The organism is Malonomonas rubra DSM 5091 (genome assembly GCF_900142125.1).
GTDB lineage: Bacteria > Desulfobacterota > Desulfuromonadia > Desulfuromonadales > Geopsychrobacteraceae > Malonomonas > Malonomonas rubra.
Genome location: NZ_FQZT01000001.1, coordinates 39,165 through 60,329, shown reverse-complemented (window position 1 = coordinate 60,329; position 21,165 = coordinate 39,165). Strand labels below are relative to the sequence as shown.

Below are 21,165 nucleotides of genomic sequence, written 5' to 3'. Positions count from 1 at the left end.
TCACTTTGTGGCTGATTGTTTTTTACTCAGAGTGATTACTCGACTCTTTGTAATATACTGTAATTTAAGTAAAAATTATTTCTCGAAATCAATGATTGTGAATGGCACGCTCTTCGCACAAGTGCTTAATCGCTCAGCGCCGGTACCTCCTTCAAGCAGGGATCGGCAAAACCCAAGTGTCTACGGAGGATAGCTGATATGCGTAAGGTTGAGGCGATCATCAAGCCTTTTAAACTGGATGAAGTTAAAGAAGCGCTGAATGAAATCGGAATTCAGGGTATCACCGTCAGCGAAGTTAAAGGTTTCGGTCGTCAGAAAGGGCACACGGAGCTTTATCGTGGTGCTGAATATGTTGTCGATTTTATCCCTAAAATCAAAATGGAAATTATTGTATCCGATGATCAGGCTGCCCAGGTTGTAGACGCTATCGCTGAGGCTGCAAAAACCGGTCGTATCGGTGACGGTAAAATCTTCGTTACCCCGATCGATGAAGTTATGCGTATTCGTACCGGTGAACGGGGTGAAGACGCCCTTTAATAGTTTTTTTTCGTTACTGTAGCGGATTTAATTTCGCGTGAACGTGGTCTTTCAAAGGAGAAAATTACAATGACCCCAGCAGAAGTAGTCAAGTTTGCACAAGACAACGAGTGCCTGTTTGTTGATTTCAAATTCCTCGATTTCGTTGGTATCTGGCAGCACTTTACCACTCCGATCAGCGAATTCGGTGAAGAGACTTTTGAAGAAGGCATCGGTTTCGACGGTTCCTCGATCCGCGGTTGGCAGCCGATCCACAACTCGGACATGCTGATCATGCCTGATCCGACAACTGCGAAGATCGATCCTTTCGTTGAAATGACCACCCTGAGCCTGATTTGTAACATCATCGATCCGATCACCCGCGAAGGTTACAGCCGTGACCCTCGTTTTATCGCTCAGAAAGCTGAAGCTTACCTGAAGTCTTCCGGTATCGCCGACACCGCTTACTTCGGTCCTGAGCCGGAGTGCTTTATCTTTGACGATGTCCGTTATGCTTCCGGCCCGAACGAGTCTTTCTACAGCGTTGACTCGGTCGAAGGTATCTGGAATACCGGTCGTGAGGAGTTCCCTAACCTCGGTTACAAGCCTCGTCACAAAGAAGGTTACTTTCCTTGCGCCCCGACCGATAGCATGATCGACCTGCGCAACGAGATGATGATGGTTCTGCAGGAGAACGGTCTGCACATCGAGTGTGGTCACCACGAAGTTGCCACCGGTGGTCAGTGCGAAATCGACATGCGTTTCAATAGCCTGCTGCAAATGGGCGACGACCTGCAGTGGTTCAAGTACATCATCAAGAACGTTGCTGTCCGCAACGGTAAGACCGTCACCTTCATGCCGAAACCGATCTACAACGATAACGGTTCCGGTATGCACTGCCACCAGTCTTTGTGGAAAGATGGCAAGAACCTTTTCGCCGGTGACGGCTACGGTGGTCTTTCCAAGATGGCGATGTACTACATCGGTGGTATCATGAAGCACGCCAAGGCTCTCTGTGCTTTCACCAACCCGACCACCAACAGCTACAAGCGCCTGGTTCCGGGCTTTGAAGCTCCGGTTAACCTGGCTTACTCCAACCGTAACCGTTCCGCGTCCCTGCGTATCCCGGTTACCAATAACGAGAAAGCCAAGCGTGTTGAGTACCGTACTCCGGACGCATCCGCCAACGGTTACCTTGCTTTCGCAGCTCAGTTGATGGCCGGTCTTGACGGTATCGAGAACAAGATTGATCCGGGCCAGCCTCTGGACAAGGACATCTACGGTCTCTCTCCTGAGGAACTGAAAGATATCCCGAGCGTAGCAGGTACCTTGGAAGAAGCTCTGAACTGTCTTGAGGCAGATCATGACTGGTTGCTCAAGGGCGACGTCTTCACCGAAGACGTTATCGACATGTGGATCAGCTACAAGCGCGAAGCTGAAGTCGATCCGGTTCGCATGCGTCCTTGCCCGGAAGAATTCGCTCTCTACTTTGACTGCTAGTTCTTCTGCAGCATATTGTTGCATCAAGAGCCCCCGACATTTTGTCGGGGGCTCTTTGTGTATGGAGCAAATTGACAGTTCTAGAAAATAAGATACATTTAATATGCTTGTTTGGAAATATTGGAGGGGGTCTTCTTGTCGGGGTTGTCAAGTCCCTGACTTAGCTTAAGGATTAGGAAGCAGTCTCCATGAATGCAAAGTGGAAAGTCATTTTGCTGGTCATGCTGATCATTGTCAGTATTTGTACCTTTTTTATCTATCTTCTTATCAAGGATAGTCGTGAAAATCTCGAGCAATTTGTTGCGCGTGAAATTGCCAGCATTCGTGCCGTCGTACAAACGATTGAACAGAACAGCAGTCGCAATTATCGCAGCCGGGTAAAAAGCTTTATTGACTATAAAAAATTTCCCCAAAGAGAACCTATCATAGCGGCTTTCAGCCGGCAGGACCGTGAGATCTTGCTGAAGACCTCACGCCCTTTCTATCAGATTCTGAAAAAAGAGAACCCTTATTTTTCGACACTCGGTTGGGCGACACCCGACAACCAGGTTTTGTTACGTGTCCATCGGCCCCATGAGTTTGGTGACAATATTGTTAAAATGCGACCGGATATTGCGGCCGCCAACAAAACGCGCAAACAGGTATACGGTTATCGCGTCGCCAGAATTGGACTGCAATACCGCGTTGTTCAACCGGTCAGCTATCAAGGTGAACATATTGGGGTTGTCCAGTTCGGTCTAGACAATAATTTACTGTTGGATGCCATTTATGAAAAACTGAATATCCCTGTTGGTATCGTTATCCCCAACAAAAAGTTTGCGTTTGTCGACGAGGCTTCTGATGATTACCTTGTCGGGCCAAACCACACGATTAGGTCTGCGCAACTAGAGCTGTTCAGGGAAAGTTTTTCGCATATCGATTGGCGTCTTGATCAACAGGAATTCGTTTCTGGCGGGAAAACATACATTATTGCCAATGCGGTTGATCTGCTCAATTTTGAGCAACAGCCGGAAGCCAAAGTTTTTGTTGCTCTCGATATTTCTGCTGCACTGGAAAAGCTTCAGTCGCATATTATTTTTATCCTGTCGGTTTCAGCCGGCTTATTGCTTCTATCCTTTATTCTTCTGTACACAAGTTATGGTGCCCTGGTTCAGAAAATTGTCATGCTAAACGAGTCTCTTGAAGAAAATAACCGGGAACTTGAAAGGCGTGTTTCCGAGCGGACCACGAAGTTGGTAGAGAGCGAACAACGCCTGAATCAGATTCTTGACCATGCACCATTGGGAATACTGATTGCGGATAACGAGTCCCGGTCTTTTCAGTTCGCCAACCCGGCAATCTGTAAAATGCTTGGTTACTCACGGCAGGAACTGGAATCCGTGGGGGTCGAAGCACTTCATCCTGATGACAAAATCGACTTTGCAATAGAGTCTTTTACAGCTCAAGCGAGGGGCGAAAAATGGCTGACGACCGATATCCCGTTCAAAAGAAAAGATGAAGAAGTCGTTCTTGCAGATGTCTTTTCTGAACCGGTGACAATTAATGGTCGAGATTGTGTGGTTGGTTTTATCGTTGATCAGAGCGAACGAAAAGAATTGGAGCAAAAACTTAATCGGGCCCAGAAAATGGAAGCTGTTGGCACCATGGCAAGTGGTGTTGCTCATGACTTGAATAATATCCTGGCTGGTATCATCAATTATCCAGAGTTGCTCTTGAGAAAAGTGCCGGAAGAGAGTGGTTTGCGTCAATCTCTGGAAGCCATTCGCGATTCCGGACAGCGTGCCGCTGCAGTGGTTGCAGATCTACTGACTGTTGCCAGGGGAGTTGCCAGTGTCAGGGAAGCTCATGATGTTCATGGTCTGATACGAGAATATTTTGATTCCCCAGAGTGTGACAAAATCAAGGGCTCTCACCCTGAAATCCGTTGCGTTCAGGCACTTGACGCAAAAAACTCAGTTGTCGATTGTGCACCGATGCAGCTAAAGAAAGCCCTGATGAATTTGACCTTAAATGCTGCTGAGGCAGCAGGTGAGGATGGACAGGTTTCAATTGTCACTGCAAATGAGACGATTGAGGATTCTGAACAGGGGCTCGCTCCAGGTGAGTACTTGGTTTTATCAGTCATAGATAACGGGACGGGAATCGCTCAGGCTGACTTGGAACGCATTTTTGAACCCTTCTACACGAAAAAAGAGATGGGGCGCAGTGGGAGCGGGCTTGGATTGACGGTGGTCTGGAACATGGTGCAGGACCACAGAGGGAAGGTGCAGGTAGAAAGTAGTGAGTCGGGCAGTTGTTTTAAGATTTATTTGCCTTTAAGTACGGATCAGATTATCGCTGAGAAGACTGATGAAAATGTTGAATATCTGGTTGGCAACGGTGAGCGCATTCTGGTTGTTGATGACGAATCACATATGCGCGATATCGCTTGTCAAATGTTGAGTGAACTTGGATATAAAGCGGAATCTGTCTCTTCAGGCGAGAAGGCTCTTGAGTTCCTTAAAACGCATAAAGTGGACCTGATCGTTATTGATATGTTGATGGCACCTGGTATGAATGGACGGGAAACTTATGAAGAGATTATCAAGCTATACCCTGCACAAAAAGCTGTCATTGCCAGTGGTTACTCTGAAAGTGCTGAAGTTAAAGATGCCATGAGGCTTGGTGCTGGCGCTTTTATCGGTAAACCATATTCAATTTTTCAATTGGGTAAGGCGGTAAAGCAGATACTTGAAAATTAACGTTGGAATAAGCAAAAAAGAAAAGGCTTCACCGTACTTGGTGGAGCCTTTTCTTTTTGTACGCTATTTCAGGTTCTTCTTACTTCTTAACTGGCAGATCGTGTACGTCTAAGTGGCACATGAGGCAGTTCGGGAACTGCTCCAGCATCTGCGGGGCATGCCCCTTCGGAGCAACGTGGCACATGCTGCACTCAGGGATCTTGGCGTGTGCAGTATGGCACTCAGCGCAGCCCACCTGGGCGTGCTTGCTCTTGCCTCCCTGCCACTTCGCGTAAATGTCACCGTGACAGGCGTTGCAGGTTTCCAGCTCAATCTCGTTTTCAAAGACAATCGTGCGTGGCTGGTGAACCGGGTGGCAGGTCATACAGGTTGCTTCGGCCTGAGTGGCAAAGTGCGGTTGATGGCACTCGGCGCACTGCGGAATGTAGCCGTGGCGGTTGTGGTGACAGCTGTTACATGCCTGCTCAGTGTGTTTGCTTGGGAACTGCTGCAACTCCTGTGCTTCCGGAGTGTGGCAGTCAGCACAGATACCAGCCAACATATGGCTCATCTTGACGCTGGTCGGTGCGTGCGGGTTCTCGTGACAGTTCAGGCATTCAACATGCTTGGTGCCGTGAGGTTGACCATGGCAGGTGTAGCACTGTGGCATGATTTCCGCGTAATTTTTTTTCAGTGGGTTGTAGGCATGGAAAACTTCATGACATTCGCGGCAATCGAACTGGTGTTTTCCACCGGCGTTTTTGAGGTCACCGAAATGCTTAGTATGGCACTGCCCACACTGTGCCATAGTTAACGGCTGCGGGTCTTCAGCATAAAGGCTGGCGTCCTGCGGCGGCAGATCTTTTCTGGTCTGGGCCAGGGCGGTCGAAACCGCCCCGGCGAAGAGTAGAAAGACTGCGACAAGTGCGATAATTCTGATTTGATTTTGAATATTGCTACTCATCGGATGTCCTTATTTATATTTATTTTGCAAAGTTATTCAGGTCGTGACCAGTGTTGTGACAGCTGCCACATTCCGGGAACTTGGCGTGGATGCCTTCTGCGTGCGGCAGATCGTGACAATCACTACAGGCCGGAACGGTCTTGTGCTTGGTCGCGTGGCAGGCAACACAGGCAACGTCATGGTGCTTGGTCTTGCTGGCCATCAACTGATCGTAGGCAGTCTGGTGGCAGGCAGCACAGTGAATGTTCGGAGTGGTGTCCGGATATTCAAGCACCAGTGGCATGTGGACATCGTGACAGATGAAGCAGTCCTGCTGGGTCTGGGTCGGGGCATGAGATTCATGACATTCGGAGCATTGTGGAATGTTGCCGTGGGTGTCCGAGTGACAGAGGTTACAAGCGACGTCGGTGTGCTTGCTCGGGTTAGCGACAAGTTCTTCGTTCTGCTCGGTGTGGCAGGTCAGACACTCTGCTTTCAGATCGCCTTGGAGAACAACGCGCAACGGCTGGTGCGGATTGTGGCAGCTCATGCAATTCGCAAGCTCGTAGTGAGGTGTGCCTTCGTGGCACATGCTGCACTCGGGAATGTTGTTCGGGCTGCTCGGGCGGTGGCCAGTATGGCAGCCGAGACAGTCGGTATCGGTTTTGTGCTTCGCACCGGCTTCCTCAACTTCGGCCGGCTGTTGTTCGTGACATTTTGCACAGTCGTCAATGCTCAGCTCAGGTTGAGCAAAAGCAGGGGCTGCAGCCAGCAGAAGTCCGCAGACAACAAATGCCAGCAACGAGGTCAGGGATAAAGGTTTAGTACGCATTGTGCCTCCTGATGCAATGGATTGAGTCATGTAAATTCATGACGCGGATGTTAAAAATTACAAGATTTAATATACAGCTGCTTTTAAGTAGATGATGGCAATAAATTACATATACAAACGAAATTTATAGCAAGGCTGTGTGGTGAATTCAAGCTTTTTCAAGGTGTGGGTAACATCTTGTTTATATAGGATTTTTTATATATCGAGAGGCGGTTTAAAAGGGGTCGAAATTGTTGATTTTTTTGTATACAGTATGCATTGAGGGGAAAATAAAAGCGGCGGCGCTTTTAGGCGCCGCCGCTTGAGAATCAGGCTGCAGTATTGCTGACAACGTGAATGTCCTGTTGCGGGAAGGGGATGGAGATGCCTTCCTGGTCAAATCTTGTCTTTATTTCCTCTTGCAGTGTAAACAGGGTTGGCCAGTAATCACCGGTTTTGACCCAGGGACGCACCGCAAAGTTCACGCTGCTGTCAGCCAGTTCCAGCAGTCCGATGGTTGGCTCCGGATCTTTTAAAACCCGTTCTTCCTTGGCGAGCACATCTTCGAGAACAGCGCGCACTTTTTTCAGATCGTCACCGTATCCGACACCAATAACCAGGTCGATCCGGCGGGTATCTTTTGCCGAATAGTTAATAATCGTGCTGCCTGTGATTTGACCATTGGGGATGATTATTTCCTTGTTGTCACCCGACTTCATTTTGGTACTGAATATCTGAATTTCTTCGATGACTCCAGACTGGCCACCGGCTTCGACAAAGTCACCGACACTGAAGGGGCGAAAGATAATCAGCATGACACCTGATGCCAGGTTGCCGAGAGTGCCCTGCAGTGAAAGGCCGATGGCCAAACCGGCTGCCGCGATGATGGCAGCGAAAGATGTTGTTTCCACGCCCAGCTTGTCAAGCGCGGCGAGAATGACAAAAGCCATTAGGGCGATGTAGGCCAAGCTCTGGACGAATTTCACCAGTGTTTCGTCGACGCGACTTTTCACCATCATCTTGCCAACGATTTTCGTCAGTATTTTCGCGACGATCCGACCAATGATAAAAATGACCAACGCCCAAACCAGAGGAAGGGCATAGGTTTGAAAGAGAGAGGTGAGTTGTTCCGGGGTTAGGTTCTGAAGATCCATACGGCCTCCATTGCGGATAAAAGTTTATGGAATAAAAAAGCCTCCGCCAATGCTGATGACGGAAGCTCTAATGATAGCAGGAATAACCTGATTTTCAGTTTTACAGATCTGTTTTTTTATAAAAAAACTATCGTGCGTGTTTTTCAACAAAGGCTTTGATTTCCTCTGTTTTAGCAGCGATCACTTCAAGTTTTTTGGGTTTTTTCTCGATGCCCTGGAAAACAGTCGGCAACTCCGGGTCTTGGCCGATGGCAGATTTAACAGCACTGCCGAATTTTGCAGGATGTGCTGTCGATAGACAGACCAGTGGCAGATTCTTATCGCGGGTTCTGCAACCTGCCTCAACACCGACGGCAGTGTGTGGGTCTAAGGTATATCCAGTTTCTTTATGGAATTTGGCGATTGCCTCAATGGTTTCTTCGTCATTGACCGCAGAGGCCGTAAATGTGCTTTGAACCTGTTGCAGTTGCTCGTCGGTAAAATTGAGAATGCCACTCTTTTTGAAATCATCCATGGCTTTGCAAACTGCCTCGCTGTCTTTCCCGTACAAATAAAAGAGGTAACGCTCAAAATTGCTGGCAACCTGAATGTCCATCGAGGGAGAGAGTGACTGGTGAACCTCTGCAGCCGAGTAATCGCCGTCATTGACAAAACGGCTCAAGATGCTGTTGGCGTTGGTTGCCAGGATCAACCGTTTGATCGGAACTCCCATCTCTTTGGCAACGTAGCCGGCGAAGATGTCGCCGAAGTTGCCGGTCGGAACCGAAACCTCAATTTCTTTACAGCCAGTTTCCTTGTTGACCTGAAACCAGGCATAGAAATAGTAAACAACTTGGGCGAGGACGCGGGCCCAGTTGATAGAATTGACAGCACCAAGTGCATGCTTTTCTTTGAAATCGAGATCACCGAAGATTTCTTTGACGATCGATTGGGCATCATCGAATGTTCCTTCGACAGCCAGGTTGAAAACATTCTCGTCAGTGACGGTCGTCATCTGCAATTCCTGGATCGGTGAAACCCGGCCCTTTGGGTGCAATATGAAAATGTTGATGTTTTTACGCCCACGGACTCCATAAATGGCAGCGCTGCCGGTATCACCGCTGGTGGCACCGATAATGTTCATTCGGCACCCCGATTTGTCGAGCAGGTATTCGAACAGGTTGCCGAGAAACTGCAGAGCGACATCTTTAAATGCCAGAGTCGGGCCGTGGAACAGTTCAAGAATATAGATACCGTCCTGCTTGACGATTGGTGTTGTGTCCGGGTGCTCAAAGCTGCTGTAGGCCGTATCGATCAATTTTTTCAGATCAGCGGCTGGGATATCGTCGACGAACCGGGAGATGACTCGAAATGCGAGGTCAGGATAGGAGAGCTCACCCAGTTCAGCCAATTCGTTTGCTGAATAAGTGGGGATTTCTTCGGGCAAAAGCAGGCCGCCGTCGTCGGCAAGGCCCATCATAACCGCATCGCTGAAACTCAATCCTTTAACCTTGCCGCGGGTGCTGCAATATTTCATGGATACTCCTTTTATTCTGGATTCGGAGCGGCATCTTAGCAGGAACTGCAGTCGATTGGAAGTCCGGCAAAAAACGAAAAAAGAGGGAACGATCGCGACAGATCACTCCCTCTTTTTCGTGTTCATTGGAAATGAAGGTTAACGGTTGGCGGCATCCTGTGCATCAACCACAGCAACAGCTGCCATGTTGACGATGTCAGAGACGTCGTCACCACGTTGCAGAACATGAACCGGCTTCTTCATGCCCATCAGAATCGGACCGACAGCTTCAGCTTCGCCGAGCTTGTTCAGCAATTTGTAGCTGATGTTGCCCGAATTCAGGTCGGGGAAGATAAAGACGTTAGCGTCGCCTTTAAGGCCCGAGAAGGGGTACTGGGCCTCAGTCAGTTCCGGATCGAGTGCAACGTTAGCCTGGACTTCACCGTCGACGATCAGGTCGGGGGCTTGTTCCTTAACAAGAGCGGTTGCCTTTTTCACTTTCAGACATTGCGGATGATCGGAGCTGCCATAGTTAGAAAAGGAGAGCATGGCAACTTTTGGCTCAACGTCAAACTGCTTGGCTTTTTCTGCCGTCAGAATGGCTGTCTCAGCCAGTTCCTCTGCGGTAGGTTCAATGTTGACCGTGGTGTCAGCAAAGAAAACAGCTTGTTTTTTGGTGACCATCATGTAGACACCGTGGACTTTGGACAGGCCATCCTGTCGACCGATAATTTCAAGGGCAGGGCGGATCGTCTCGGGATAGTGGTGATTGATACCAGAGAGAACAACGTCGGCGTCGCCCTGGTCAACCATCATGGCTCCGAAATAATGACGGTTGTTTTTCATCTTGCCTTTAGCTTCGGCACGGGTAACACCCCTGCGCTGGCGTTTTGCAAACATGGCATCAATGTATTCGCTGCGTTTCTCAAACGTTTCCGGATCAACAATCTCAACACCATTGAGGTCAAGATTGAGCTCAGAAATCTTGTTGCGGATTTCAGCTTCATTGCCAAGCAAGATCGGCTTGGCGATGTTTTCGTCAACCAGAATCTGCGCTGCGCGCAGGATTTTCTCTTCGTCACCTTCCGGGAAGACCAGGCGCTTAGGATCGTTTTTCGCTTTGTTGATCATGCCGCGCATAATCTCTTTCGAACGTCCCTGCATGGCTTCGAGGCGTTCGAGGTATTTGTCCATATCTTCGATCGGGCGACGGGCAACGCCACTGTCCATTGCCGCCTTGGCAACAGCCGGAGCAAGGTAGAGCAGTACGCGCGGGTCGAAAGGTTTCGGGATCAGGTATTCGCGTCCGAACTTGATTTCTTCACCACCGTAAGCGCGACGTACAGAATCAGGAACATCTTCTTTGGCCAGTTTGGCCAGAGCATGAACACAGGCAAGCTTCATCTCGTCGTTGATTGCACTGGCATGGGTATCGAGTGCGCCCCGGAACAGGAACGGGAAACAGAGAACGTTGTTGACTTGGTTGTTGTAGTCGGAGCGGCCGGTCCCGATGATAACGTCGCCACGAACTGCCTTGGCCTCATCCGGGGTGATTTCCGGGTCCGGGTTTGCCATGGCGAAGACGATCGGATCCTTTGCCATCGATTTGAGCATGTTCGGGGTCAGTGCACCTTTTGCGGAGACACCGAAGAAGATGTCGGCATCTACCATGGCATCTTCTAGGGTGCGGGCGTCGGTTTCTGCGGCAAGGCGCTCTTTGTATTCGTTCATGCCGTTGGTGCGGCCTTTGTAGATAACGCCCTTAGTGTCACAAAGAATGACATTGTCTTTATTTATACCCATGGTGATCGCCAGATTGGCGCAGGCGATACCAGCAGCACCGGCACCATTGACAACGATCTTGACGTCTTTAATGTCTTTACCGATTATCTCCAGCGCATTGACCATGCCGGCAGCAGAGATGATTGCTGTACCGTGCTGGTCGTCATGGAAAATTGGAATGTCGCAGATCTTCTTCAGCTCTTCTTCAATATAGAAGCACTCCGGACCTTTGATATCCTCAAGATTGATCCCGCCGAAAGTCGGTTCGAGTAGTTTTACCGTGCGAATCAGTTCATCTGAGTCTTTTGTGTTCAGTTCGATGTCAAAAACATCAACATCGGCAAAACTTTTAAAGAGAACACCTTTGCCTTCCATAACCGGCTTGCCAGCCATGGCGCCGATGTCACCAAGGCCAAGGACTGCGGTTCCGTTGGAGACAACTGCAACTAGGTTGCCTTTTGCGGTATATTCATAAGCCATGTCCGGGTTTTTTTCGATTTCAAGACAAGGCTCAGCGACACCTGGGCTGTAAGCCAGGGAAAGGTCGCGGCTGGTATTGCAAGGCTTCGTGGTGATAACTTCGATTTTACCTTTTCGCCCTGTACTGTGATAATCAAGGGCTTCTTGACGTTTCGACATGGATCTCTGTCCTCCTACTAGGATATTTGGATTTGCTGCTAAAAAGATTGAAGGAGTGCTAGATAATTACGTGAGGTCTCTCTCCTCGGCCAAACACTGATATTTTATTCAGCGTTAAAATTTAAAGTTTGGATAAAAAAACTATAGTTGAGATAAATAAAAGTCAATTGGAATCGCACCTAATTCAGTAACTATATCCCTTTTTTTTGTAGACGCAATGCCAATGCCAACTTTCTTAAAACTTAAATAATCTAAAAAAAGCAGTAGTTTATAATTCACTGTAGAGATATGTGGTATTAATTGAGATGAAATTGACGTTGAAAATGGACAATATGCGGCGAAAAATCGCCAACAATCTGCCAACACTGTTTGTTCAGGCAAGCACAATATGGAATTTGGGAGCTTGAAATTGCTAGTAGGAGTTTTATCAGATACGCATCTGCATCGAGTGGATGAAGCAGAACGCCTGGCAGCCGTTTTGCTGCGGGGAGCTTTTGCCGAAGTTGAAGCGATTTTGCACGCAGGCGATGTCGTGTTGCCGGCTTTAGAAGATTACTTTTATCCTTTGCCCTGGTACGGAGTGCGAGGGAACATGGATCACTCGTTATCAGACCTGCCGATCAGCCGCATCGTAACTCTGCAAGAGAAACAAATTGGAATGATTCACGGATGGGGGAGTGGGGTCAATTTTGAGCAGCGGGTGCAGGCTCACTTTGCAGACAAACAGCTTGATGCCCTTGTTTTCGGCCATAGTCACGCACCACTCTGTAAAAGGGTCGGTGACCTTTTACTCTTCAATCCTGGAAGTGCAACCGACCGACGCAGCGCGCCAGAACATACAGTGGGATTACTGAAAATAGAAAAAGGACAACCGATCACTGGGCGTATTATCCCAATCGATTAGCACATTCTACTCTTGGTCGCTCAACCTCTTTGTGTTATCTTTTTTAAAATCTTCTGATGTTCCTGGGAATTGGTCGAAATGATTGAAATTTTTCTAAAAGGTGGACCGCTCATGTACCCGATCCTGATCTGTTCGGTCATCGGTTGGGCAATATTCCTGGAGCGGGTCAAGCATTTCTATACCATTCGCCGCACAATCGCGCCTTTGTTCAATGAAGTCAGCAGCTTGATAGACACACAAAAGTTTGAAGAGGCGACATTTCTTTGTCAGACACAAAAGAATTCACTGGCTAAAATATTGACAGTTGTTTTGATGAACCGTGGTGCAAACCGATTGCAGCTAAAAACAATGGCGGAAGAGGTCGGTAGCCGTGAAGCGGCTTCATTGCAATGTTATCTGAATTTGCTGGCCACTATCGCCAACATCGCTCCATTGCTCGGCCTGTTGGGAACCGTTTTGGGCATGATTGAAGCGTTCAACGTTATCGCGATGGAGGGGGTCGGTACCCCGATGACTTTGGGTGGTGGTATTTCAGAGGCTTTGATCACGACAGCAGCCGGGCTTTCCGTTGCTGTGCCGATGATTCTTTTGCATCGTTATCTGGCTAGCCGGGCAGAGAATATTCTGCTTGAACTGGAAGAGTCATCGATGAAGATTGTCGACCTGCTGGGGGAGTAAGTCATGGGCTTCAAACGCCGCAGCTTTGATTCTCCCCGGGTTGACCTGACCCCGATGATCGATGTCGTTTTTCTGCTGCTGATCTTTTTTATGATTTCCACGACATTTATCGAAAAGCCGGGCATGAAAATCGATCTGCCTGAAGCTTCCATGCAGCATTTAAACAGTGAAGATAAAGAGGTTCAGGTTTACCTGACAGCGGATGGCCAGATTTTTCTGCAGCGAGAGCCTGTGACTCTGGCCCAACTTGCAGATCATTTGTCAACTTATGGTGTGGCCGGAAAACAGATGACCTTTATGCTTATGGCGGATAAAGATGCTCTGCATGGAAAAGTGATTGCCTTGATGGATTTAGCAAAAACAGCTGGTTTCGGTAAATTGGCTATAGCAACGGACAAAGAAAAAGACAAAGTAGATGAGTAAAACTATTGCGATTTTAACAGGTGGCGGAGATTGCCCCGGCCTCAATGCCGTGATTCGTGGAGTGGTGCGTAGCGCTGTCAACAAAAACGGTTGGCGTGTTCTGGGCATCGAGGATGGTTTCGAGGGCTTGGTCGGTGAGATGCGTTATCGAGAGCTCACGCTCGATTCTGTGCGTGGTATTTTGCCACGTGGTGGCACTATTATCGGTACCAGCAACCGCGGTAACCCCTTTAGTTACCCTGTTGAAGTTAATGGAAAGCTTGAATTGCAGGATGTCTCAGATTCCGTCATTGAGGCATTTCGGCAGACTGGAGCCGAAGTTCTTATTGCTGTTGGTGGCGACGGAACTTTGAAGATCGCTCATGGATTGTATGAAAAAGGCTTGCCGGTCGTGGGTGTGCCCAAAACAATTGACAACGATCTGCGTGCTACCGATGTCACTTTTGGTTATCGTACAGCGGTTGCTATCGTCACAGAAGCCTTGGATCGTCTACATTCAACCGCGGAAAGTCACCATCGGGTTATGGTTGTCGAAGTTATGGGACGTGACGCGGGGTGGATAGCGCTTGAATCTGGAATCGCCGGTTCGGCTGATGCCATCCTGATTCCGGAAATTCCCTACAGTGTAGAACGTCTCTGCCAGGCGATAGATAAACGTCGGCAGCGCGGCAGCCGTTTTTCCATTGTTGTCGTCGCCGAAGGAGCGACGGTCGTAGATGGGGAAAAGGTGCTGCAAAAGAGCGCTGAAGAGAATCTCGGAGTTGAGAGACTCGGTGGAATCGGGCATGATGTAGCGCGGCAGATTGGTGGCTGTCTCGATATGGAAACCCGGGTCGTCACCTTGGGACACTTGCAACGGGGGGGATCTCCTGATGCTTATGATCGTATTCTGGCGTCACGCTTTGGCGTCAAGGCCGTCGAATTGATCGAGCAGCAGAAGTACGGCCGTATGGTTTCTTTACGAGGTCAGAATGTGGTCGATGTCGAGCTGGAAAAAGCCATTTCCAGTCAAAATCTGGTTGATCCGGCGGGTGAATTGGTACAAACGGCAGAATCGCTAGGAATCATGGTTGGACGCTAAAACCACAAAGGGCGGGTGACAGGACATAGTATGAACATCTTTTCCCTGATTATAGAAAAAAGCGGAGCCGGGGTATCCGGAAAACCTGGCAACTTTGATCGGAGTGTCATTTATGCGGTCGGGGGGTTGTTGTTGGGTATATCAGCGCCGATAGGCTGGATGCTGGTACGGACCATTCTGTTTTATAACGAACATCTATCGATTTGGTCACAGACCATCGGCAACATCCTGATTAACAGGCAGCAGCTTGCTCTCTTTGTTTACATGGGGGGCGGGACCGCGGTGGTGTTGGGGACGTTCGGCTATTTTATCGGCCGTGCAGCCGAACAGATTCACTCGCGCGCCGCTCGCCTGAATGAGATGAATCTGGCTGTCGAAAGCCAAAAAGAAGAGTTTGAACGCAAATATCGGGAATTGAATAACCGAATAACCGATTTTCACTCCATCAGTGCCCGTATCCAGAAGACTATGGACATCAAGGAACTGCTGAGTCTGACCGGGGACGGGTTGCATGAAGTTATCGACTTCGACCGGGTTAACATTTTACAGGTTAAGCATGATACGGATGAGATGGAGCTTGTTGTCAGCCTTGGAGACAATGCTGCATCAAATGTCTCTGCAATCTTGCCTTTGGATGATCGCGCTGGAGTGCTCTATAAAGCGGTGACCGAACAGCGTGATTATCTGGTCGATGATATCGACCTGATGCCCAATGATTTTCGCCTACGCCCACCTTGTGACGGGCTCAATGCGTTGCGTTCCAACAGCTTCCTGGTTTGCCCGGTCATTGTTAATGGTCTGGTTGAGTTGGTACTTGCAGTCGACAACAAATCATCCGGCCGCAAAGTTGTTGAAGATGATGCCGATACTCTGAAACTTTTTGCGGCGCAACTTTCAGCCAGCATCATCCGATTACGTTTGTTCAGTGCTGTTGACAGCCTTACGCAAGAACTGGAGCGGACTTTTACTCAGTTTATGAAGTATCGCCAAGACTACCAGTTGTTGCTGAAAACTCTGAAGCGTGCTTCTGCATCGACGATTAGGTTGGTCGCTGATATTGCCAACTCGGCAGACGTGGTTCGAGATGCAGTCAACTCGACACAGTCTGCGTCAACGCAGATTTCCGTTTCGATTGATGAGGTCGGTACCAATATCAATCAGTTGTCCGAATTCATGGACAAGTCGATTTCGGCCATGACAGAGATCGCTGCCACGATCAAGGAAGTTGACGATAACAGTGTCAGCTCACACAAGATGTCGGAACAGGTTCTGGAGCATGCCGAAGGTGGTGTCGATTCGGTTCAGGAAACGTTGGCTGGGCTGGATGGTATTGCCAAGGGGGTAGCAACGGCAGCTGAGACGATATATCATCTTTCAATCCATGGTGAGGAGATCAGCACAATCACTTCGGTTATAACGGAAATCGCGCAAAAGACAAACCTGCTGGCTTTGAATGCCGCAATTATCGCTGCCCAAGCGGGGGAGCAGGGTCGTTCCTTTGCGGTAGTCGCCGAAGAAATTCGCAGTTTATCGCAAAAAACAGCCAATTCCTCAGGTGCGATAGCTCAACTTATTCGTGATATGCATGCCAAGACAACGGAAGTCGTTTCACAAATTACCAATGTCGAAGCTCTGGTTACCCAAGGGGGAGTTCTGGGGGGCAAAACTGAGAAATCACTCAGCCAGATTCTTGCCAGTGCGACTTCGGCAAAAGACATGTCACAGAATATTCGTCATGCGACTCGCGAAGTGTCCCGGTCGGCTGAGTTTGTCACCCATTCAATCGAAGAGCTTGGTGAGATGACAGAGCAGGTCTCAACGGCCTCACGTGAACAGGCTCAAGGGACACACGGCATTGTCAGGTCGATTGAAGATATTCGCGACATGGCAGACGAGATGGCGAATGTTGCGATTCAGCAAAGGCAGGATAGCCGCGATATCGAAACTGCTGTCGAGTCGGTCGCCGACATGGCTGAGCGGATTTTTGATGAGATGGATGCACGTAGCGAGCAGAGCCGGATGGTCATCAACCAGCTGAGGCAGTTCAAGGAAACCGAATAAGTTTTACGACGATAAACGCAAAGAGGCAGGTCCGTACTATGTGGGCCTGCCTCTTTGCGTTTGGTCGTTTTTTCTAATTTGTTTTGGCGGGTTTGAATTTTAACAGCAGCAACGCCAGCAGGGTGAGGTTGGCAAACATCGCCACCAGCATGGCCAGCCCGGTAAAGAGACCGAAATAGATGGTCGGATTGAAGTTTGATAAAGACAAAATCGAAAAGCCGATAATGATGGTGATTGATGTGTAATACATTGCGCGGCCGACAGAGTCATGGCAACGCTTCATCGCCGCAAGATAATCGCCATCGACCTCAATTTCTTCGGTAAACCGGTGGACGTAATGAATGGTATCATCAACGGCAATACCGATGGTGATCGCTGCGATGGTGATCGTCATGATGTCGAGAGGAATGCCGAGCAGACCCATCAATCCGAGTACAGTCCCGGCCGAGATCAGGTTCGGGATGATGGCGATAACGGCCAATCGCAGAGAGCGGAACTGGATGACAAACATTCCCATGATGACCAGGAAGACCACACCGATGGTCATAATCTGTGAGCTGAACAAGCTCTGCAGCACGTTGTTGTAAAGCACGAACATTCCGGTCAGGTGAATCTGCTCATCCTTCAGGCCAAACTTTTCTGTCAGGTCGAGACGAATTTTCTGCAGAAGTTTGTTGCGCTGAAGATGCGGGTCGGAGTCGATGACCCGCAGGCTGAAGCGGAGTTGGTTGCCATCCTCCGACATGTAGGGATGAAAAAGGGCTGTGGCAATCTCATCCGGCAGTTTTTTGTGAATAACCGCGAGAGAAATGTTGTCGAGGGGCTGATCTTCATTGACCATCTGCATCATGTCCATGGTGGTCGCCATAGACAACACTTTTCCGCTTTCCGGCAATTGGTCCAGGTAGCTGTGAATCTTTTTCATTTCCGGTATCTGGTAGCTGTTGTACCAGTAACTGCTGCCTGAAAGCCCTGCATCCGCATCTTCGTCGGCGAAAAAATCATCGGCGAAAGGATCATCTTCTGCAAGCCCCTGATCCTCTTCTTTGGACGTGAAGAACTCCGGATCGGCATCGAGGATCAAATCGAGCGGGGTTGTCCCGCCCAGTTGCTGATCGATCAGCTCCATACCCTGATAGATTTCAGTTGTCGGCTTGAAATAGTCGATGAAACGGTTCTCAACTGTCAGCTTGCTGATGCCAATGATGCTTAAAACTGTAATGCCAACAAAAACTGCCGAGGTCAGTTTGGCGTTATGCTCAACCCAGCGTGCACAGCTGCGGGTGATGATTCCGGTGATGTCAAAGTGTGCAGTGAACTGGACCGGCCGTTTGAAAAGCATAAGCCCAGCGGGGAAAAGGGCGAAAGAGAGTAGCAGGGCAAAGCTGATGCCGATTGCCATCATCCAACCGAAATCGATAACCGGCCGAATGTCACTTGTCAGCAGAGAGGTGAACGCAACAATGGTCGTCAAAGCGGTATAGATGCTTGGAACCGCCTTGGTGCGGACCATCTCTCGAACCATGGTGAGCTGGTCTGCTCCCGGGATTTCATCAAATAGCTCATTGTAGCGCACGATCAGATGGACGCAGAGCGACAGGGTAATGATCAGCAGCAACGAGGTGAAGTTGGAGGAAACGACAGTGACCTTCCAGCCGATCCAACCCAGAAATCCAAACATGAACAGCACCGAAGCGGCGCAGCAGAACATTGGCAAAATGACCCAGCGAGGTTTGCGAAAAATCAGAATCAACATGGAGACGAGGAAAATCAGCACACCGATACCGAAAGATGCCAGGTCGTGGCGGATAAAATCGATCATGTCGGCGACGATCATCGGAACGCCACCGAGAAACAGCTGTGCATTGTCACGATGCTGATTCATGATACTGCGGACTTTTGCAATATCGATCGCTTCCTGTTCAGCCTGTTCACCCCTGTACTCATCGAAGGCCTTGACCGCCAAGTCGAGCTTGACTGTCTCTTCAGCAGATAAAGGCGCAAGCAACATTTTTTCACGCAGGCTATTTCGCTCCTGCAGCAGGCGATGATAGGTCTCATCCCGTTTGAAAATAACTTGCAGGGCTGTTGTGCTGCCGTCGGGGCTGACCAGCAGGTTGCTGTAATAGGGGCTGGTTTTGAATTCCTTGCGCACAAGTTCGACGTCAGTGCCGGGAGTTTCCAGCGTTCGCACCCCATTGCTCAGTTCACCAAGGGTCATGCGTGGGCTGTCGATCAGTGGGACGTCGAGAATGCTGAAAATGCTGGCGACGCGATCTATCTTCAGCAACTTGTCACGCAAAGAGCGCAGGTCATCAAGTGTCTCCGGCGCATAAAGATCGGTTTTCGGAGAATAGGTGATCACCAGAAAATCATCTGAGCCGTATTTTGCGCTGATTGCTCGGTAATATTTAAGGTCCTGATCGTTTTCCAGCAGCAGCGCATCTGCCGAGGCATCCAGACGGAAGTGCTGACTATATGAGCCGACCAGCGCTACCAGAATAAGCATGATGGCGATGGTCAGAATTGGGCGCTTTAGAACGATTCGTTCATAAAGCTTGAAAATTGATTGGCGCATGCAAAACCTTCCCGCAGAGGATTTGAGGAATACGCATTATAGCGGGGTCGAAAAGTGAATGAAACAGGACTTTTGTTTTGTTAAGTAGATTGATTGAGAAATGAAAAAGCCCCGCCAGGTGGGCGGGGCTTTTGTCGGACGGAATGACCTTTTTACTAGAGGCCCAACTTCTTGAAGAAGTCGTTGCCCTTGTCGTCCACCAGGATGAATGCAGGGAAGTCTTCAACTTCGATCTTCCAGACAGCTTCCATTCCCAGTTCAGGGAAGTCGATACACTCAACCTTTTTAATGTTTTCCTCTGCAAGAACCGCGGCAGGACCACCGATAGAGCCGAGGTAGAAGCCGCCGAATTCCTTGCAGGCATCAGTAACCTGCTGGCTGCGGTTGCCCTTGGCGATCATCACCATCGACCCGCCGTTACTCTGCAGCAGGCCAACATAGGAATCCATACGGCCGGCAGTGGTCGGACCGAAGGAACCAGAGGCCTTGCCTGCCGGGGTCTTGGCCGGACCTGCGTAGTAGATCGGGTGGTTTTTCAAATAGTCGGGCAGCGGCTTGCCGCTGTCGAGGATCTCTTTGAACTTGGCGTGGGCAATGTCACGGCCGACGACGATGGTACCTTTGAGCAGCAGCGGGGAACCGACTTCCAGTTTGCTCAGGTCGGCAAGGATTTCGCTCATCGGGCGGTCGAGGTCGATCGGTGTGCCCGGACTCTGCTTGCCACGGTACTGTTCTGGGATCAGGCGACCCGGATTGCGGTCCATCTCTTCAACGAAAAGTCCGTCTTTTGTGATCTTGGCCTTGATGTTGCGGTCTGCCGAGCAGGAGACTGCCATGCCGACCGGACAGGAGGCGCCGTGGCGGGGCAGGCGGACAACGCGAACGTCGTGGGCGAAGTACTTGCCGCCGAACTGCGCGCCGATGCCGAGCTCCTGGGCAGCCTTGAGGAGTTTTGCTTCCATCTCAACGTCACGGAAAGCCTGGCCGTGTTCATTGCCTTCAGTCGGCAGGCCATCGAGTTCCTTCGCGGTTGCCAGCTTGACGGTCTTCATGCAGGCATCCGCTGAAGTGCCGCCGATAACGAATGCCATGTGGTATGGCGGGCAGGCCGCGGTACCGAGGGTCTTCATTTTGGCGACCAGGAAGTTGTACAGGCTGTCGGGGTTGAGCAGCGCCTTGGTTTCCTGGTAAAGCATGGTCTTGTTGGCGGAACCGCCGCCTTTGGCCATGAACATGAACTTGTAAGCCATGCCTTCGGTCGCCATAATGTCGATCTGCGCCGGCAGGTTGGTGCCGGTGTTTTTCTCGGTATACATGTCGAGAGCGACAGTCTGGCTGTAGCGCAGGTTTTCCTCGGTGTAGGTTTTGAAGACACCTTCGGAAATGCGCTCTGGATCGTTGCAGCCGGTCCATACTTGCTGCCCTTTTTTGGCAACAACAGTCGCTGTACCAGTGTCCTGGCAGACCGGCAGTTCAAAGTTGGCGGCGATTTCAGCATTACGCAGGAAAGCCATGGCGACGCCTCGGTCATTCTGGGAAGCATCCGGGTCACTGAGGATTTTTGCGACCTGCTCGTTATGCTCCGGGCGCAACATGAAAGAAACGTCACGCATTGCGTTGTTTGCGAGCACGGTCAACGCTTCCGGCTCAACTTTAAGGACTTCGTTGCCGTCGAATTCGACAACCTTGACGAATTTTTCCGAGCCTTCAATCTTGTAGTACTTGGTGGTGTCCGCGCTCAGCGGCATGGGATCCTGATACTTGAAGTCGGGCATGTTATCACTCCTTGTGCATAGGGACGGAATAGTGACCAAATGGCCAATAAATAAAACGCACGTATTATAAGTGAATTGTATACAGTTGTCGACTGCTATCACTTT

15 protein-coding genes are annotated in these 21,165 nt (G+C 49.7%); 8 read left to right on the top strand and 7 right to left on the bottom strand.

From position 1 onward, the window contains the following. The first annotated feature begins 198 nt into the window (after nt 1–198). The 3 genes from BUB13_RS00255 to BUB13_RS00245 all read left to right on the top strand — a co-directional run bounded on the left by BUB13_RS00255 (nt 199) and on the right by BUB13_RS00245 (nt 4,757). Nucleotides 199–537: a P-II family nitrogen regulator gene (locus BUB13_RS00255; protein ID WP_072904751.1), complete on the top strand. Its 339-nt coding sequence runs from the start codon at nt 199–201 to the stop codon at nt 535–537. 69 nt (nt 538–606) lie between these two features. Then, nucleotides 607–2,016, top strand: a complete 1,410-nt coding sequence (glnA, locus tag BUB13_RS00250) for a type I glutamate--ammonia ligase (protein WP_072904750.1) — start codon at nt 607–609, stop codon at nt 2,014–2,016. 188 nt (nt 2,017–2,204) lie between these two features. Further along, a complete protein-coding gene (locus BUB13_RS00245; RefSeq protein ID WP_072904749.1) occupies nt 2,205–4,757 on the top strand; it encodes an ATP-binding protein in 2,553 nt (850 codons plus the stop codon). Nucleotides 4,758–4,836: 79 nt separating this feature from the next. On the opposite strand, the gene BUB13_RS00240 is transcribed toward BUB13_RS00245, so the two are convergent. The 5 genes from BUB13_RS00240 to pta form a co-directional block, all read right to left on the bottom strand. Further along, entirely contained in the window at nt 4,837–5,700 is an 864-nt protein-coding gene (locus BUB13_RS00240) for a hypothetical protein (protein WP_072904748.1), read from the bottom strand. A gap of 19 nt (nt 5,701–5,719) precedes the next feature. After that, entirely contained in the window at nt 5,720–6,511 is a 792-nt protein-coding gene (locus BUB13_RS00235) for a hypothetical protein (RefSeq protein WP_072904747.1), read from the bottom strand. A gap of 308 nt (nt 6,512–6,819) precedes the next feature. Next, complete coding sequence (locus BUB13_RS00230; protein ID WP_072904746.1) at nt 6,820–7,644, bottom strand: mechanosensitive ion channel family protein; 825 nt, start codon at nt 7,642–7,644, stop codon at nt 6,820–6,822. Between the two features lie 127 nt (nt 7,645–7,771). Then, entirely contained in the window at nt 7,772–9,160 is a 1,389-nt protein-coding gene (gene thrC / locus BUB13_RS00225; RefSeq protein ID WP_072904745.1) for a threonine synthase, read from the bottom strand. Between the two features lie 138 nt (nt 9,161–9,298). Next, nucleotides 9,299–11,560: a phosphate acetyltransferase gene (pta, locus tag BUB13_RS00220; RefSeq protein WP_072904744.1), complete on the bottom strand. Its 2,262-nt coding sequence runs from the start codon at nt 11,558–11,560 to the stop codon at nt 9,299–9,301. A 409-nt stretch (nt 11,561–11,969) separates the two neighbouring features. Between pta and BUB13_RS00215 the strand changes: the two genes are divergently transcribed. The 5 genes from BUB13_RS00215 (at nt 11,970) to BUB13_RS00195 (ending at nt 16,707) form a co-directional block, all read left to right on the top strand. Next, a complete protein-coding gene (locus BUB13_RS00215; RefSeq protein ID WP_072905305.1) occupies nt 11,970–12,464 on the top strand; it encodes a metallophosphoesterase family protein in 495 nt (164 codons plus the stop codon). 78 nt (nt 12,465–12,542) lie between these two features. Then, complete coding sequence (locus BUB13_RS00210) at nt 12,543–13,142, top strand: MotA/TolQ/ExbB proton channel family protein (RefSeq protein WP_072904743.1); 600 nt, start codon at nt 12,543–12,545, stop codon at nt 13,140–13,142. Nucleotides 13,143–13,145: 3 nt separating this feature from the next. Then, nucleotides 13,146–13,565 (top strand): ExbD/TolR family protein, encoded by a 420-nt coding sequence (locus tag BUB13_RS00205; protein ID WP_072904742.1) that lies wholly within the window; start codon nt 13,146–13,148, stop codon nt 13,563–13,565. Next, entirely contained in the window at nt 13,558–14,646 is a 1,089-nt protein-coding gene (locus tag BUB13_RS00200) for a 6-phosphofructokinase (protein ID WP_072904741.1), read from the top strand. The genes BUB13_RS00205 and BUB13_RS00200 overlap by 8 nt, the downstream gene beginning before the upstream one ends. 30 nt (nt 14,647–14,676) lie before the next feature. After that, nucleotides 14,677–16,707: a methyl-accepting chemotaxis protein gene (locus tag BUB13_RS00195; protein WP_084091608.1), complete on the top strand. Its 2,031-nt coding sequence runs from the start codon at nt 14,677–14,679 to the stop codon at nt 16,705–16,707. Between the two features lie 73 nt (nt 16,708–16,780). Here BUB13_RS00195 and BUB13_RS00190 read toward each other — a convergent pair whose 3' ends face one another. Beyond that, on the bottom strand, nt 16,781–19,285 hold the full coding sequence (locus BUB13_RS00190; RefSeq protein WP_072904740.1) for an efflux RND transporter permease subunit: 2,505 nt from the start codon (nt 19,283–19,285) through the stop codon (nt 16,781–16,783). 155 nt (nt 19,286–19,440) lie between these two features. Continuing rightward, on the bottom strand, nt 19,441–21,060 hold the full coding sequence (locus BUB13_RS00185) for a fumarate hydratase (protein ID WP_072904739.1): 1,620 nt from the start codon (nt 21,058–21,060) through the stop codon (nt 19,441–19,443). Nucleotides 21,061–21,165: the final 105 nt, after the last annotated feature.

What these genes read in the sequence shown, in the direction of transcription:
- BUB13_RS00195 (WP_084091608.1), top strand. Translation starts at nt 14,677, where the DNA reads ATGAACATCTTTTCCCTGATTATAGAAAAAAGCGGAGCCGGGGTATCC.
- BUB13_RS00190 (WP_072904740.1), bottom strand. Translation starts at nt 19,285, where the DNA reads ATGCGCCAATCAATTTTCAAGCTTTATGAACGAATCGTTCTAAAGCGC.
- pta (WP_072904744.1), bottom strand. Translation starts at nt 11,560, where the DNA reads ATGTCGAAACGTCAAGAAGCCCTTGATTATCACAGTACAGGGCGAAAA.
- BUB13_RS00240 (WP_072904748.1), bottom strand. Translation starts at nt 5,700, where the DNA reads ATGAGTAGCAATATTCAAAATCAAATCAGAATTATCGCACTTGTCGCA.
- BUB13_RS00200 (WP_072904741.1), top strand. Translation starts at nt 13,558, where the DNA reads ATGAGTAAAACTATTGCGATTTTAACAGGTGGCGGAGATTGCCCCGGC.
- BUB13_RS00185 (WP_072904739.1), bottom strand. Translation starts at nt 21,060, where the DNA reads ATGCCCGACTTCAAGTATCAGGATCCCATGCCGCTGAGCGCGGACACC.
- BUB13_RS00205 (WP_072904742.1), top strand. Translation starts at nt 13,146, where the DNA reads ATGGGCTTCAAACGCCGCAGCTTTGATTCTCCCCGGGTTGACCTGACC.
- BUB13_RS00235 (WP_072904747.1), bottom strand. Translation starts at nt 6,511, where the DNA reads ATGCGTACTAAACCTTTATCCCTGACCTCGTTGCTGGCATTTGTTGTC.
- BUB13_RS00245 (WP_072904749.1), top strand. Translation starts at nt 2,205, where the DNA reads ATGAATGCAAAGTGGAAAGTCATTTTGCTGGTCATGCTGATCATTGTC.
- BUB13_RS00230 (WP_072904746.1), bottom strand. Translation starts at nt 7,644, where the DNA reads ATGGATCTTCAGAACCTAACCCCGGAACAACTCACCTCTCTCTTTCAA.
- BUB13_RS00210 (WP_072904743.1), top strand. Translation starts at nt 12,543, where the DNA reads ATGATTGAAATTTTTCTAAAAGGTGGACCGCTCATGTACCCGATCCTG.
- glnA (WP_072904750.1), top strand. Translation starts at nt 607, where the DNA reads ATGACCCCAGCAGAAGTAGTCAAGTTTGCACAAGACAACGAGTGCCTG.
- thrC (WP_072904745.1), bottom strand. Translation starts at nt 9,160, where the DNA reads ATGAAATATTGCAGCACCCGCGGCAAGGTTAAAGGATTGAGTTTCAGC.
- BUB13_RS00255 (WP_072904751.1), top strand. Translation starts at nt 199, where the DNA reads ATGCGTAAGGTTGAGGCGATCATCAAGCCTTTTAAACTGGATGAAGTT.